Source organism: Pseudonocardia sp. MH-G8, assembly GCF_002262885.1.
In the GTDB taxonomy this organism is placed as follows: domain Bacteria; phylum Actinomycetota; class Actinomycetes; order Mycobacteriales; family Pseudonocardiaceae; genus Pseudonocardia.
This window is the reverse complement of sequence record NZ_NKYF01000001.1, coordinates 86,841-101,663: the sequence shown is the minus strand read 5'-3', so window position 1 is coordinate 101,663 and position 14,823 is coordinate 86,841. Positions and strand designations below refer to the sequence as shown.

Genomic DNA, 14,823 nt, shown 5'->3' with positions numbered 1-14,823 from the left:
CGTTGAATTCCGTCAGGAGGAGCGCTCGAGTCTCCTGTGAGTAGTGAGAATGTTCAGCCTGTGGAACGACTCGTTGAGCGCGCGGACCATTTCGTCCCCGCCGTCGAGCACCCCGTCGGGCACCGGGAAGTCCGCCATCACGTCGTCGGGGTCCTGCCCACGCCGAAAGCCGTCGTCCACCCGCTCGCCGAGTAGTTGCAGGTAGTGCAACATCCACGCGCAGGCCTCCCGCGCGGGAGCGATGGGTCCGTGGCCGGGCACGATCAGTTCGAAGTCGAGTGCGCGCATCGCCGAGCGGAGGGATCTGGCGTAGGACCACGGGTCGCCGATCAGCAGCATCGGCACCATGCCGGCCGGCACCAGGAAGTTCCCTGACCACACCACGCCGTCGTCGCGAACGTATACCAGCACGTCGCCCGCGCCGTTGCCCGGCCCGAAGTGCCACAACTCGACGACCTTGCCCCCGAGGTCGACCTCCAGGAAACGGTCGAACACCACGTCCGGCTTGCGCCAGGTGCGCACGGTGTCGAGGGCCGGGTCGCCGAACATGCTCTCGCTCCGGGCCAGCTTCTCCCGGTCGAGGTCGTCCATGCAGGCGCGGTTCGGGCGGGAGGACACGATGGCGACCTCCGGGCCGAAGGCGCTGTTGCCGAACGTGTGATCGCCGTGGTAGGTCGTGTTCACCAGGTAGCGGATCGGTCGGTCGGTGAGTTCACGGACCTCCTGCTGGATGTAACCGCCCACCGTGGGGGTCACGCCGGCGTCGACGACGAGCGCGGCCCGGCTGCCGATGACGACGCCGTTGTTGTCCTTGGGCGGCTGGTTCGCCATCAGCGCGTAGACGTTGTGGCCGAGACTCTCGGGACGCAGCCGCAGCCCGCCGGGACTGAGGTCGGGCGCGACGAACGGGTGGGGCCTCTCCGGGAACTCGTGGAACCCCTGCGGACGGGACACAGGTCATGCCTCCTTCGTGTCGGTCGTGTCCTGGGCACCGGACCTCGCGGCTGCGGTCCGTGCGCCGACCCTGCGGACGACCCCGGTGAGGATCCGGTCGAACACCCGCGACGGCAGCAGGCGGGCGGCGAACACCCGGGTGTGGGCCGACGGGCCCACCAGGTAGCGGATGCGTGGTCGGCGCCGCGTCAGCGCGTCCTCGATGACCTCGGCGATCTCCTCGGGAGGCACGCCGTGGCTGGCGCTGGCCTTGAAGACCGCCTGTTGCATGCCGACGATCAGGTCGCCGTAGCGCAAGCGTGCCTCCGGGGCCATGCTCGCGACGTCCAGCGTGGCATCGACCTTGCTCCAGATCGGGGTCGCGACCGCGCCGGGCTCGACCGCCACGACCTCGATTCCCTGGTTGAGCACCTCGCGACGGAGCGCGTCGGTGACCGCCTCCAGCGCGAACTTGGACGCTGCGTACGGGCCCATGATCGGCCCGGCGATCCGACCGCCCATCGAGCTGATGTTGATCACTCGGCCATGGTCTCGACGCAGCAGCGGGAGTAGTGCCTGGGTCATAGCGACCTGACCGACGACGTTGACCTCGAGCACGCGGCGCAGGTCGTCCAGGCGGACGTGTTCGATCGGGGCCGCGGTGGTGGTGCCCGCGTTGTTGACCAACCCGCGCAGCGGAACGACGCCCAGTTCGTGGGTGAGCCGCTCGCGCAGCGCGTCCACGGTGTCCTGCTCGGTCACGTCGACGTGCACGGGAACGAGGTTCGGGGACCTGCCGGTGAGCTGCCTGCCCGCCTCCGGGCGGCGGAACCCCGCGTAGACCTGGTAGCCGCGCCGGGCCAGGCGAAGGGCCGTGGCCTGCCCGATGCCGCTCGACGCGCCGGTCACCACGACCGCTCCCATGACTTCCGGACTGATCATCGGGCCTCCAAAAAATTAGCGGGCGCCCGTAAATATACTAGAGGTGCTCACCGGCCGTCGTCCGTGGTCACCGCGGCATCGAGCGCTTCGGGGTGCTCGTGTGCCACGACGGGCTCGGGGTGAGCGGCCGCCCGGAGCTGGGGCTTGATTATTAGTGAGCGACCGCTAGTATCTGGCGCATGTCGTCCTCTCCCGCTCCTCGTCGACTCGGCAGGCCGCCGAAGTCGGAGACGGAGTCCACTCCCACTCGTGAACGGCTCCTGGACGCCGCCCTCACCCTGTTCGCCACCAAGGGCTTCGCGGCGACGTCGGTGCGGGAGATCGCGGAGTCGATCGGCATCCGCGACAGCGGCATCTACTCGCACTTCGCGAGCAAGCAGGCCATCTTCGACACCCTGCTCCGGGAGGCCGGTCTGCTCGACCTCGCGCTGCTGGGGTTGCGCCAGGACGAGCTCGCGCGGATGTCGCCGGCTGCCGCGATCACGAACCTCGCCGAGCAGATCACGAAAGCCTTCGACCAGCCGCGGGCACGACGGTTCGCCAGCGTGCTGATCCGTGAGGGGATGCTCAGCCAGGCCAGCACCGGCCGCAGTCTCGCCGATGCGATCGTCGAGGTGCAGCGGCAGCTCCACGGACCCATGCAGGCGTGGATCGACCGGGGGCTGGTTCGCGGCGACTTCTCGGCGGAGCAGCTGGTCTGGGAGTTCCTGGTTCCGCTGGCGAACGTGCGCTTCGTCTACCTGCACGCGCAGGCGAGCGCGAACGACCGCAGGTACGCCCGCCAACTCGTGCGCAACCACGTCCAGTTCTTCGTGACGTGCGTCGTCCTGGAGGGGGCCGGCGAGGTCGACGTGGAATCGACGGCGGCGGCGCCGGTGCAGGGCGATCGCTCGACGCAGGACCCGACCACCGAGGAGTGACCGTGACAACTCAGACCTGGGTCGACGACCCACAGGCCCACCAGCGCGGCGCCGCGGCAGCGATCGTGCTGGACGAGGCCCACGTCCAGTTCGAGCGCCGTCGACACGAGCCGCTCGTGGCGGTGAACGAGGTGTCGTTCGCGATACCGAGGGGGAAGGTCGTCTGCTTGCTGGGGCCCAACGGCTCCGGCAAGACGACGACCGTCAACCTGATCTGCGGCCTGTTGCGCCCCACTTCGGGCACGGTGCGGGTGTTCGGCCACGACCCGGTACGGAATCGCCGGCAGGTGCTGGAGAGCCTGGCCGTGGTGCCGCAGGAGACCGCGCTGTACGACAGCCTCAACGCCCACGAGAACCTCGTGTTCCACGGCCGGTACTACGGCGTGGACTCCCGGCAGCTGCCCGAGCGCATCGATTCGGTGCTCGACCTGGTGCAACTGACCGACCGGGCCAAGGACAGGGTGGGCACCTACTCCGGGGGGATGCAGCGACGGCTGGCGTTGGCCAGGGCGCTGCTCACCGAGCCGCAGGCGCTGCTGCTCGACGAGCCCACCCTCGGCGTCGACGTGCATTCCCGCGCGGCGATCTGGGACCAGATCAGGGCGCTGGCGGACCAGGGCATGTCCGTACTGCTCACGACGAACTACATGGAGGAGGCCGAACAGCTCTCCGACCACATCGTGATCCTCGACCACGGCACGAAGGTGGTCGAGGGCACGCTCGCCGAGCTGAAGGACACCGCGGGCAAGCAGCGCCTGCTGCTGCATTTCGCCGACGAGGAGAGCGCGGTCTCGGCGGCGCAGCTCATCGAGCGCGGCCAGACCGTGGCGCGCAGGGACGCCACGGTGACGGTCGAGCTCAGCGAGGCGAGGGAGGCACTGGCGCTGATCCAGCGGTTCGAGGACACCCCGAGTGGGCTGGGTGGTCGGCTGGTGCGGTTCGAGCTGAAGGAGTCCAACCTCCAGGACGTCTTCCTCCAGTTCACCGGCCGCGCGCTGCGCGACTGAGAGGGAAGGGGATCGTCGTGATCACCGCGGCAGGCGCCCTCGTGCGCAAAGATCTGGTCCAGAGTTTCCGCAACCCGGGCTTCCTGATCATCGGGATCGTGCTCCCGGTGTTCTTCACGCTCCTCTACTCGTTCATCGTGCAGGCAGCGACGACCAACCCGCTCTACGTCGCCAAGGCCGCCGAGGGGCCGGCGACGGAGCGTCTGATGCGGATCCTCACTGCGCAGTCCTCCGAGGACGGGAAGGCGTGGAAGCTGGTCACCGCCGATCCGCAGGTTGCCGAACGCAGCTTCGAGAACGGCGAGGCGATGGGCATCGTCCGCATCCCGTCGACCTTCGAGGAGGACGTGCGGGCGGGTGACGCGCGGGTGGGGCTCGGGGTCTACAACATCAACTCCGATATCACGAAGAACCTGCAGCTGCGGCTCACGGGCGCGCTGATGCAGTTCAAGGGCGAAGTCGATCCGACCCACCAGGTCCAGGTGCAGGAGAGCCCGCGCTGGGAGCAGGAGATGGGCTTCGCGAGCTACATGGGCGCGAGCCTGGTCATGTTCTCGCTGATCTACGGAGGTATGGTCAACACCGGCAACCTCATCGCGCGCGAGTGGGAGGAAGGGACGGCCAAGGCGGTCGTCCTGTCGCCCAAGGGGTTCTGGCCCCTGGTGCTCGGCAAGTGGACCGCGACGTTCCTGCAGAGCCTGGTGACGATGGCGCTGGTGCTGCTGACCCTGCAGTTCACGCTGCCGTACCCGGTGTCCGCCCTCGGCCCGGGAACGTGGGGTCCGATCGTGGTGCTGTTCTTCTACGGGGTCGCGCTCGGGGCGCTGCTCGGCGTCACGCTGCGTAGGTCGCTGCCCCTGGTGCCGATCGCCGCCGTCGTCGCGCTGATCCACTTCCTGCTGGTCGGCCTCGAGTCCTACATGCGCGGGTACGCGCACTCGGGGCTCCTCGAGTGGCTCTGGTACGCCGTGCGGTGGTGGCCGGTCGGCGCCGTCACCGACCACATCCGCTACAGCGCCGAGGGGATCGAGCCGGTCTACGGCATGCAGGGCTACATGTGGTGGATGGTGCTGCTGGTCGTGCTGCTCACCGCCGCCGCCCTCGCCGTTCTGCGCCGCAAGCTGACGTTCGCACAGGGACAATGAGAGCAAGGACGATGAGGGATCGACGATGCGACTAGTGCGCGCTGTCCTGGCCACCCACGTACGCAACACGAAGCTGCTGACCCGGCAGCGGTCACTGCTGGTGCAGGTGATCGTCCTGCCGCTCGCGATGCTCATCCTGTCCACCATGATCTTCGGCGGGGTCGGGGACACCTACCCGATCGCGATGGTCAACCAGGCGCAGGGGCCGCAGGCCGAGCGGTTGGAGCAGCAGGTGCGGACGGTGGGCTCGGACCTCGGTCCCTACTACGAGGTGGTCGAGACCGACTACGCCCGTGCCAAGGAGCAACTCGACTGGGGCAGGCTGCACATGATCCTGATCATCCCGGCCGACTACTCCACCACCAATCGACTCCAGGTCGAGAGCTTCAACATCAACAGTGACGCTGCCAAGAACTTCCGCGGCCGGCTGGAGGTGGTGCTGAACCACACGCCGTCGCCGGATTCGGCGCTGGTCCTCACCGAGGAGATGCAGCGGGTTCGACCGCATGACACCTGGCGCTCGTCCTACCTGGGCGGCAGCAGTGTCCTGCTGGCGCTGTTCTTCGGGGCCACGTTGATCGCGGCGAACCTGTTCCTCCTCGAGCGGGAGGGGCGAACCCGCAAGGAGATCCTGCTCACCCCGTTGCACCCCGCGGTCTCCGGGCTCGCGAACGTGTTCACGGCCACGGTGATGGCGATGGCGCTGTCCCTGCTGCCTCTCGGGCTCTCGTACTGGATCGCCGAGTTCAGGGTGCCCCTCGACCGGGTTCTGCTGACCTACCTCGCGATGATCCCGGTGATGATCGCCTGTGCCGGGCTGGGGATCCTGCTGGGGCACTGGCTCAAGGTGTTCCGCAGCGCGCAGCCGCTGCTCACCGTCGGGGCGATCGCGACGTTCTTCGTGGCCGGCGGCTTCACGATGGTGGCCTTCCTGCCGGACATCGCGCAGACGTTCAGCTTCTGGTGGCCGTTCTCCCGCATCTTCACCTGGTTCAGCCCGTACCTGCACGGCTTCGAAGGTCTGGATGCGCGGCACGTGGTGAGCGTGCTGGTCGCGGCCGTCCTCGGGCTGGTGCTGATGTTCTGGGCCTATGTCGGCGAGCTGCGCCTCGGCGCGAGCCGTCGGTGACCGGCCCGGCCTGACGTGGACGTCGACGACGGCCGGCGCGGGGTCCGGAGCGGAGCGATGTCAGGTCCTCGTCGGGCCGGGGGTCGCGACGGCCGCCGCGGATGCCGGCAGGAACGGCTGCTGGTCGGGCACCAGCCCGAGCATCCGGAGCAGCGGAGTGGCCATGGCCGTGGTCACCAGCGCCATCAACGTCATCAAGGTGAACAGCGCCTGGTCGATGACGTGCAGCTGCCGGCCGATCTCCAAGATGATCAGCTCGGTGAGCCCGCGGGTGTTCAGCAGCACCCCGAGGCCCGCACTGTCGCGCCAGCTCATGCCGGACAGGCGCGCCGGAACCATCGTACCGAGCAGCTTGCCCAGGCAGGCGACCAGGATGATGAGTATTCCGTCGGTCGTCCCGCTGGGGCCCAGCGTGGTGATGTCCACCGACAGGCCGGTCACGATGAAGAAGATCGGCAGCAGCAGGGCGCAGATGTTGCGCATCGGCGTCTCGACCGCGTGGCGCAGGGCGTCCACCGGAGCCCGGGGCATCACCAGCCCGAACACGAACGCCCCGAAGATCGCGTGCAAACCGATCAGCGACGTGACGTAGGAGCAGAGCAGAACCCCGGCGCTGACGATCAGGAACAGCGTCGTGTGGGCCCCGGTCCTCGTGGCCCTGCGCACGGCGGCCGCCAGCAGGGGACGCGTCACGAGCACGGTGAGGAGGACGAACGCGGCAGTGCCCCCGAGCGTGACGACGAGCGACAGCGGCCCGGAGGACTGGATGATGATCAGGACCACGACCAGCAGGACCCAGGCGAGGGCATCGGTCGCTGCGGCGCAGGCCAGCGCCAGCGAGCCGAGCCTGCCGTGCTGCATGCCCTTGTCGGTCAGCAGCCGGACCAGCACCGGGAAAGCAGTGATCGAGAGCGCGGTGCCGAGGTACAGCGAGAAGGCGAGCCGGTCCACGGGTTCGCCGTCCACGACGGAGTGGTGGGTGTACAGCAGCATCGCGGCCGCCACGCCCAGGCCGAACGGCACCGCCATCGCCGAGATCGAGGTCGCCGCGATGGTCCGGGCCCGCCTGCGCAGCCAGGACAGGTCGATCTCCCAGCCGGTGACGAACATGAAGAGCACGAGGCCGACCTGGGCGACGGAGTTCAGGTAGGGCCGGATCTCGGTGGGGAACAGCACCTCCACCAGGTCTCCCGGGAGCAGCCCCAGCAGGCTCGGGCCGAGCATGATCCCCGCGAGGATCTCGCCGATCACCGCGGGCTGGCCGAGCCGCGTCACGAGTCGTACCACGACGATGCCGACGATCAGCACCACGGCGACCGTCGCCAGGAATGTCGTTTCCAGGGGTACTGCGGGCGCCGCGATCATCGGTGTCCTTCCGGCCTCGAGAAATGGAACGGAAACGGCGGCACGGCCGTGCGAAGATCTAAGCGTCGGCTGCGTATACCGACACATGTGGTCGGTTCTCGGCAGCGAAGACGGCTGCCTGCGACGCCCGTTGATGTGCAACGCTAGCGACGAGACTAACGATCCGGGGCTTTCCCGGCAAGGTCGACGGACGGCCTGACGAACCAGTCCGGAACGCCGGCGCCCGGGCCGGAGCACGCGGATCGATGCGCTGCGCTGCGGTCCGGGGGCCGGTTCCAGCGGGCCGGTCGTTCGAAAGTACGAGCACGATTTTCGGTCGGATGAGCGAAGACGTCGGGAGTAATTCGACACTAGCGTCGTACCGGTCGACGCACCGCGAGAAGCAGGTCGGTGAGGTCTCGGAAGCCGTGGCGCATCCGGTCGTGTGTCGGTGGACGGGCCGGCTCGCGAGTGTGGTTCCACCAGGTCGGGCCAGCATCGCGTGACACGAGGAGAGTGGTATGACAAGCGGAGCGGCAACCCCCTCGGATGGGATTGCGCTGCGGCGCAAGCCCGACTACGACGTCGTCATCCTCGGTGCCGGACTCGCCGGGTCCGTGCTGGGTGCGATACTCGCGCGAAATGGCGCACGGACTCTCATCGTGGATGCGGGCACCCACCCCAAGTTCGCGATCGGTGAATCGATGATCCCGTACACATTGCTGGCGTTGCGCACCATCGCAGAACGCTACGACGTGCCGGAGATCGCCACGCTCGCCTCCTTCGACTCGTGCATCAAGGAAATCAACACGAGTTTCGGCTGGAAGAAGCACTTCGGCTTCATGCGCCACGAGATCGGGAAGGAGCCGGACCCGCGGGAGAGCAACCAGTTCAACACCCCGGGTGTGCTCAACAAGTCCAGCCACCTCTTCCGGCAGGACACCGACGCGTACCTGTACAACGCGGCGGTCCGTTACGGCTGTGAGTCGAAGCTGGCAACCAGGGTCGTCGACGTCGACTTCGACGCCGACGGCGTCAGCGTGACCACCACCGGCGGTGAGTCGATCCGCGGGCGCTACCTCGTGGACGCCAGCGGTTTCCGCTCGCCGCTGGCCGAGAAGCTCGGGCTGCGCGAGGAGCCGTGCCGGTTCAGGCACCACTCCCGATCCCTGTTCACCCACATGGTCGGCGTGCAGAGCACCGATGACGCGCTGAGGCACGGCAAGGCGGAGCGTCCACCGCTGCCGTGGAGCGACGGCACCATGCACCACCTGTTCGACCGCGGCTGGTTCTGGGTCATCCCGTTCAACAACAACCCGCGCTCGAAGAACCCGCTCGTGAGCGTCGGCGTCACGATGGACCCGAGAAAGTATCCGAAGCAGCCGGGTGTGAGCCCCGAAGAGGAGTTCCTCGAGTTCGCGTCGCGGTTCCCCGCCGTCGAGCGGCAGTTCCGGGATGCACGAGCCGTGCGGCCGTGGGTCTCCACCGACCGGTTGCAGTACTCCTCCAGCCACTCGGTCGGGGAGCGCTGGTGCTTGATGTCGCACGCGGCGGGGTTCCTCGACCCGCTGTTCTCCCGGGGCCTGTCCAACACCGCCGAAGTGGTCAACGCCCTGGCGTGCCGACTGCTGGCAGCGCTGCAGGACGACGACTTCTCGGTCGAGCGCTTCAGCTACGTCGAGCGCCTGGAGCAGGGCCTCCTGAACTACAACGACGAGCTGGTCGACTGCGCGTACATCGCCTTCGACCACTACCCCCTGTGGAACGCGGTGTTCCGGGTGTGGTCGTTCGGCTCGGTGCTCGGCGCGTTCCGGTTGCAGAACGCCATGACGAAGTTCCGCCGCGCCGGCGACCCGTCGGCGATCGCCGAACTGGAGAACGCGCCCCACACCGGGCTCTGGTGGCCCGACCACGAGGAGTACCACGCCCTGTTCCGGCTCATGGTGGACCAGGTGCACGCCTACGAGCGCGGGGAGATCAGCGGCGACGAGGCGGCGGACCGGCTGTTCGCCGAGCTGGAGAAGGCCGACTACATCCCGCCGGGCGTCGGCTTCGACGACCGCAACCAGCCCTTCCTCTACCCGACGCCGCGGAAGCTGATGCGCACCGTGTTCTGGGTCGCCGGCGGTGCGCCCAAGCAGGTTCGCGAGCTCGTGGGCGGGACGGCGAAGGGAGTGCTCAAAGCGGGGCTGCGCGGTACGAGGCTGTTCTGACCGGTCGCGCCTCGATGCGGCGTCGTCCGACGGACCCGCCGCTCATCACGATGACGTCTCGGAGGGAACCAGGATGACGACGGACACTTCGGCAGTCCCGGCGGCGCCGCGGCCGGAGGGCGGCGCGCACGGTGAGGAGGCCGATGCGCTGGTGGCGCAGATCGTCCTCACTCCGCAGGGACGCCAGGACCCGTACCCGCTCTACCAGAGGCTGCGGGAGATCGCGCCGGTCCATCACAGCGCGATGGGAATGTGGTTGGTCAGCGCCTACGACGACGTCAACGCCATGTTGCGGGACCGCCGGATGGGCCGGGACGCCCCGCTGTTCATCGGCAACAAGTTCGGCGGCGACTGGGACGATCACGCGGCCCTGCGCCGGATGGCCGCGAGCATGCTCTGGAAGAACCCGCCCGAGCACAGCCGGCTCCGCAATCTGGTCAAGCACGCATTCACCCCGCGTCGCGTCGCGGAGATGAAGGAGTCCGTCGCGGGGCTGGTCGACGAGATGCTCGATCCACTGGCCGAGGCGGGCGGGGGGGATCTGCTCAACGACTTCGCCTTCCCGCTGCCGCTCGCGGTGATCACCACGTTGCTCGGGGTGCCCACCGAAGAGGCCCCGGCGCTGCGCGAGCCGATGCGGGCCTTCCAACAGACCTTCGACATCGCGATCACACCCGAGCAGCTCCGGCAGGCCGACGAAGGGGCGGAGTTCACCGACTCCTACTTCACCGACCTGATCGCGCAGCGCCGCGCGCACCCGCGCGACGACATGATCAGCGCGTTGATCGAGGCCGAGGACGCGGGCGACCGGCTGACCGCCCAGGAGTTGCTCGTCATCTGCAACACGGTCGTGGGTGCCGGCTTCGAGACGGCGACCAACACGATCAGCAACATGGTGCTCGCGCTGCACCGCAACCCGGACCAGGAGCGGCGGGTGCGCGAGGACCGGACCCTGGTGGAGACCGCCGTCGACGAGGTGTTGCGCTGCGAGCCGCCGATCCACCTGTTGATGCGGACCTCACTGGAGGACGTGGTGGTCGGGGGCAGGGAGATCCCGCGACACCAGACGGTCATCGCGATGCTCGCCTCGGCCAACCGGGACCCCGGGTACTTCCCGGACCCGGATCGGTTCGACGTCGGCCGCCAGGACGCGAGCCACCTCTCCTTCGGCGCGGGAGTGCATCACTGCCTCGGTTGGTCGCTGGCGAAGCTGGAAGCGGATCTCACGCTGGCGAGGCTGCTCGAGCGCTTCACCCGGATCGAGGTCACGGAGGAGCCGGAGTACCGGCCGCTGGTGACCATGCGGGGGATGAAGGCACTGCAGGTGAAGGTCACGAACCGGTAGGGAAAGGTAGATCTCGCATGGAGTACCTGTCCGAGGAATTCTTCGCCGAGTTCAGCAGGCGTGGCAGAAAGCTGGCCGAGCAGCCCGGACTGAGTCTGGTGGTGCAGTACCTGATCACCGAGGTTCCCGATGGGCGGGCCGACGTCCACTACTACTTCGACGTTCGCGACGGGCGGATCGAGCATGCGGTGCTCGGGGATGCCCCGCAGCCCGACATCAGCATCGCCACCACGTTCGCCGACAACCTTCGTATCCTCGTTGGGGAGCTCGCCGCCTCCGAGGCGTTCATGTCGGGCAGGTTGCGGCCCTCGGGGAACATGGCGAAGCTGACCGCCATGATGCCGCTCGTGCAGTCGACGGGCTACCAGCAGCTCGTGGCCACGATGCGCGGGCTCTGTGCGATCCCGGCCTGAGCAGGTGGCAGCGCGGGGGAAGCGGTAGTGGGTGTGCGAACGGATGCGGAAGTCGGGGACGTGGAACCGGAAACGTCGTCCGGCGTGATTCGTGCATCGGTCGAGGAAGGGCCGGCAGCGACGACGCAAGCGTCCCGCGCCACCGGTCGGGGCCGCCGGCGCGGAACGCCCGACACGCGTTACCAGATCCGCGCGGCCGCCCGGGCGATGTTCGCGGCGATGGGCTACGAGAAGGCCAGCGTCCGGCACATCGCCCGGCACGCGGAGGTCGATCCGGCTCTCGTCCTCTATTTCTTCAGATCGAAGCAGAACCTGTTCCACGAATCCGTTCTGCAGTCGCTGCAGGCGCTCATCCCGCCGCCGGCGGTATTCGCAGCGGGACCGGAGCTGGTGGCCGCACCATTGCTCGAACACGTCCTGTCGCAGTGGGAGACGCCCCGGGGCCGGGAAACCCTGCTGGCGGTCATGCGCTCGGCTCTGACCCACGAGGACGCCGCCGACGAGCTGTGCCGGTTCTTCGAGACCACTCTGCTCACCCAGTTGCGGGAGAGCATCGACATGCCGGACGCGGATCTGCGGTGCACGTTGGTCAGCTCCCACCTGGTGGGGCTGACGATGATGCGCTACGTGCTGCGGATGGGACCGCTGGCCGCGCTGGCGGCCACCGAGGTCGTGCGCCTGGTCGCACCCGTCCTGCAGCACTACATCAGCGCAGACCTGTTCCCGCGCCGGACCTGAGCCGGCGCGCGCCGACGGACGCCACCGCGTCCCGATCGTTGCCGAGCCCGCCACTGGCCGGACCGGAAGCTGGAGTTTGCAGTGGACTTTGGTTGGACGGATGAGCAGGCCGACCGGTACAGGTCGGTCCTGGAGTCGACGAGGAAGTTGCACGCGGACGCTCCGGTGGTGCCGGGGCCCTACACCAGGCGGCAGTGGACCGCGCTCGCCGAGCTCGGTCTGATGGGCCTCGCGGTGCCGAGCCGATACGGCGGCGGCGGGTACGGCGCGCTGGACACGGCGCGGCTGTTCGAGGCGTTCGGGCGCGGCTGGCCGGACGTCGGCCTGGTGTTCGCTGCGGGGGCGCACCTGTTCGCGTGCGCGGTGTCGGTAGCGCGGTTCGGGTCCGACGAAGTGCGGGACCGCTACCTGCCGGGAATGTGCTCGGGCGCGCTGATCGCGGGAAACGCCATCACCGAGGAGGAGGCCGGGTCCGACGTCGCCCGGCTGGCCACCACGGCGCGGCCGGTGCCCGGCGGATACGTGCTCGACGGTGTGAAGAGCTTCGTCAGCAACGGGCCGGTGGCCGACCTGGTGGTGACCTACGCGACGACCGACGCGGCCTCGGGCCATCTGGGCCAGACGGGGTTCGTCGTCGACACCTCCTCGGCGGGGCTGTACCGCGGTGAGCCGTTCGCCAAGATGGGCCTGGACTCGGTGCCTGCCGGCTCGGTGACCTTCGACGGCTGCTTCGTCCCCGCCGCCAACGTGCTGGGTGCGCTTGGCGGCGGAGCGGCGATCTTCCAGCATTCGATGAGCTGGGAGCGTAGCTGCCTGTTCGCCGGGTACCTGGGCCTGCTCGACCGCCTACTCGACGATGTGTGCGCCCGGGTGGGCACGCGCAGGCAGTTCGGCAGGCGGCTCTCGGAGTTCCAGGGGGTCTCGCACCGGATCGCCGACATGAAGCTCCGGGCGGAATCCGCGCGACTCCTGCTCTACCGCGCCTGCTGGGAGATCGATCGACGTGGGCCTGCGAACCTGGCCATCGCCCTCGCGAAGCTGGCGGTCTCGGAGGGGGTCGTGGCCGGGGCGCTGGATGCCGTACGGCTCTTCGGCGCCGAGGGGTACCGGGTCGAGGCCGGGGTCGAGAAGGCGCTGCGCGACAGCGTGCCGAGCTTGCTGTTCTCCGGTACCTCGGAGATCCAGAAGAACGTGATCGCAAGGGAGATGGGGCTGTGAGGCTGCACGATCTGGTCGTCGAGTCCGCTCGCCGCGATCCCGACGCCCTTGCTGTCCAGGACGCCACCACCGCCGTGACCTACGGCGAGCTCGACCGGTTGGCCGACCGCTACGCCGCAGCCCTGCTGACCTGCGGGGTGACGCCGGGCGAGCGGGTGGTGATCTGGACGGCCAAGAGCGTGGGCGCCGTGGCGTTGATGCAGGGTTGCCTGCGGGTCGGCGCGGTCTACGTGCCCGTGGCCCCGTCCAACCCGCCCGCCAGGGTCGAGCGCATCGCTCTCGGCTGTCAGGCGGCCCTGGTCGTCGCCGACGAGGACGGCCTGGCGCGGGCCTCGGGGAACCCGGCTGGGCCGCAGTGGCGTGAGCTGGGTGCGCTCGCCCGGGACGTCGAGGCGTCGGTGTCCCCGGCGCACCATTCCTCGGCGGAGGACGACCTCGCCTACATCCTGTACACGTCGGGGTCCACCGGAGAGCCCAAGGGCGTGTGCCTCAGCCACACCAACGCGCTGGCGTTCGTGCGGTGGGCCTGCGCGGAGTTGCGGGTCGGGCCGGACGACCGACTCTCCAACCACGCTCCGTTCAACTTCGATCTCTCGGTGTTCGACCTCTACGGCGCGTTCCTGGCCGGCGCATCGGTGCACCTCGTCGGAGGCGAGGCTGCGTACGCACCGGAGCAGCTCGTGCGGTTGATCGCCGAGCGGGAGCTGACGATCTGGTACTCGGTGCCGTCCGCGCTGGCGCTGATGATCACCAAGGGTGGCCTGCTGGACGGCCTCGCGACGACCACGTTGCGGTGCTGCGTGTTCGCGGGCGAACCGTTCGCGGTGGAGCACGTCCGGCAGCTGCGCGCGAGCTGGCCGGAGGTCCGGTTGTTCAACTGGTACGGGCCCACCGAGACGAACGTCTGCGCCTCCTACGAGGTCGGCCCGCTCGAGGCCGTTCCCGCGCGCACGGTGCCGATCGGCCGCGCGTGCTCGGGTGACGCGCTGGAACTGGTGGCCTCCCCCGACGGCACGGGCACGGAGCTGGTCGTGTCCGGCCCGACGGTGATGCTGGGCTACTGGGGTGCCGCACCCCAGGTGGGTCCTTACCACACGGGCGACCTGGTGCGTCGTACGACGGACGGCGACCTCGACTACGTGGGCCGCAGGGACCACATGGTCAAGATCAGGGGACACCGGATCGAACTGGCCGAGATCGAGACCGTCCTGGTGGAGCACGAGGCGGTGGCGGAGGCCCTGGTCGTCGTCGTCGGCGACGGCCTCGATGCGCAGCTGCACGCGGTGCTGGTGCCCGCCGACGGGCGGCACGCGCCGTCGCTGCTGGCCGTCAAGCAGCACGGCGCGCGGCGCCTGCCGACCTACATGCTGGTGGACGCCGTGCACGAGGTGTCGCAGTTGCCGCGTACGTCCAACGGCAAGCGGGACAGCGCGGCGGTGGTGGCGGCCATCCAGCAGGGCAGCCTGACCTGATGGC

Annotated in this window: 13 protein-coding genes; 10 read left to right on the top strand and 3 right to left on the bottom strand. The window is 68.8% G+C overall.

Features of this window, described 5'->3' with window-relative positions; translation table 11 throughout:
- Nucleotides 1-12: 12 nt before the first annotated feature.
- Both CFP66_RS00425 and CFP66_RS00420 read right to left on the bottom strand, forming a co-directional pair.
- Nucleotides 13-954: an MBL fold metallo-hydrolase gene (locus CFP66_RS00425; RefSeq protein WP_198961176.1), complete on the bottom strand. Its 942-nt coding sequence runs from the start codon at nucleotides 952-954 to the stop codon at nucleotides 13-15.
- 3 nt (nucleotides 955-957) lie between these two features.
- Nucleotides 958-1,875: an SDR family NAD(P)-dependent oxidoreductase gene (locus tag CFP66_RS00420; protein ID WP_094919760.1), complete on the bottom strand. Its 918-nt coding sequence runs from the start codon at nucleotides 1,873-1,875 to the stop codon at nucleotides 958-960.
- 179 nt (nucleotides 1,876-2,054) lie between these two features.
- On the opposite strand from CFP66_RS00420, the gene CFP66_RS00415 reads away from it, so the two are divergent.
- The 4 genes from CFP66_RS00415 to CFP66_RS00400 are packed head-to-tail and all read left to right on the top strand — an operon-like array spanning nucleotide 2,055 to nucleotide 6,076.
- Nucleotides 2,055-2,795: a TetR/AcrR family transcriptional regulator gene (locus CFP66_RS00415; protein ID WP_094919759.1), complete on the top strand. Its 741-nt coding sequence runs from the start codon at nucleotides 2,055-2,057 to the stop codon at nucleotides 2,793-2,795.
- Nucleotides 2,796-2,797: 2 nt separating this feature from the next.
- Nucleotides 2,798-3,802: an ATP-binding cassette domain-containing protein gene (locus CFP66_RS00410; protein ID WP_198961175.1), complete on the top strand. Its 1,005-nt coding sequence runs from the start codon at nucleotides 2,798-2,800 to the stop codon at nucleotides 3,800-3,802.
- Nucleotides 3,803-3,819: 17 nt separating this feature from the next.
- A complete protein-coding gene (locus CFP66_RS00405) occupies nucleotides 3,820-4,947 on the top strand; it encodes an ABC transporter permease (protein ID WP_094919757.1) in 1,128 nt (375 codons plus the stop codon).
- 34 nt (nucleotides 4,948-4,981) lie between these two features.
- On the top strand, nucleotides 4,982-6,076 hold the full coding sequence (locus tag CFP66_RS00400; protein WP_233159024.1) for an ABC transporter permease: 1,095 nt from the start codon (nucleotides 4,982-4,984) through the stop codon (nucleotides 6,074-6,076).
- A gap of 60 nt (nucleotides 6,077-6,136) precedes the next feature.
- On the opposite strand, the gene CFP66_RS00395 is transcribed toward CFP66_RS00400, so the two are convergent.
- A complete protein-coding gene (locus CFP66_RS00395; protein WP_158227988.1) occupies nucleotides 6,137-7,441 on the bottom strand; it encodes a cation:proton antiporter in 1,305 nt (434 codons plus the stop codon).
- A gap of 500 nt (nucleotides 7,442-7,941) precedes the next feature.
- Between CFP66_RS00395 and CFP66_RS00390 the strand changes: the two genes are divergently transcribed.
- The 6 genes from CFP66_RS00390 to CFP66_RS00365 all read left to right on the top strand — a co-directional run bounded on the left by CFP66_RS00390 (nucleotide 7,942) and on the right by CFP66_RS00365 (nucleotide 14,819).
- Complete coding sequence (locus CFP66_RS00390) at nucleotides 7,942-9,633, top strand: NAD(P)/FAD-dependent oxidoreductase (RefSeq protein WP_094919753.1); 1,692 nt, start codon at nucleotides 7,942-7,944, stop codon at nucleotides 9,631-9,633.
- Nucleotides 9,634-9,706: 73 nt separating this feature from the next.
- A complete protein-coding gene (locus tag CFP66_RS00385; RefSeq protein WP_094919752.1) occupies nucleotides 9,707-10,978 on the top strand; it encodes a cytochrome P450 in 1,272 nt (423 codons plus the stop codon).
- A 17-nt stretch (nucleotides 10,979-10,995) separates the two neighbouring features.
- Nucleotides 10,996-11,391: an SCP2 sterol-binding domain-containing protein gene (locus CFP66_RS00380; protein WP_094919751.1), complete on the top strand. Its 396-nt coding sequence runs from the start codon at nucleotides 10,996-10,998 to the stop codon at nucleotides 11,389-11,391.
- Nucleotides 11,392-11,475: 84 nt separating this feature from the next.
- Nucleotides 11,476-12,129, top strand: a complete 654-nt coding sequence (locus CFP66_RS00375; protein ID WP_143517064.1) for a TetR/AcrR family transcriptional regulator — start codon at nucleotides 11,476-11,478, stop codon at nucleotides 12,127-12,129.
- Nucleotides 12,130-12,297: 168 nt separating this feature from the next.
- On the top strand, nucleotides 12,298-13,347 hold the full coding sequence (locus tag CFP66_RS00370; RefSeq protein WP_198961174.1) for an acyl-CoA dehydrogenase family protein: 1,050 nt from the start codon (nucleotides 12,298-12,300) through the stop codon (nucleotides 13,345-13,347).
- A complete protein-coding gene (locus CFP66_RS00365) occupies nucleotides 13,344-14,819 on the top strand; it encodes an amino acid adenylation domain-containing protein (protein WP_094919748.1) in 1,476 nt (491 codons plus the stop codon). Before CFP66_RS00370 ends, CFP66_RS00365 begins: the two co-directional genes overlap by 4 nt.
- Nucleotides 14,820-14,823 lie beyond the last annotated feature (4 nt).

Coding starts and splice junctions, on each gene's coding strand:
- CFP66_RS00380 (WP_094919751.1), top strand. CDS start 10,996: ATGGAGTACCTGTCCGAGGAATTCTTCGCCGAGTTCAGCAGGCGTGGC.
- CFP66_RS00390 (WP_094919753.1), top strand. CDS start 7,942: ATGACAAGCGGAGCGGCAACCCCCTCGGATGGGATTGCGCTGCGGCGC.
- CFP66_RS00420 (WP_094919760.1), bottom strand. CDS start 1,875: ATGATCAGTCCGGAAGTCATGGGAGCGGTCGTGGTGACCGGCGCGTCG.
- CFP66_RS00395 (WP_158227988.1), bottom strand. CDS start 7,441: ATGATCGCGGCGCCCGCAGTACCCCTGGAAACGACATTCCTGGCGACG.
- CFP66_RS00415 (WP_094919759.1), top strand. CDS start 2,055: ATGTCGTCCTCTCCCGCTCCTCGTCGACTCGGCAGGCCGCCGAAGTCG.
- CFP66_RS00385 (WP_094919752.1), top strand. CDS start 9,707: ATGACGACGGACACTTCGGCAGTCCCGGCGGCGCCGCGGCCGGAGGGC.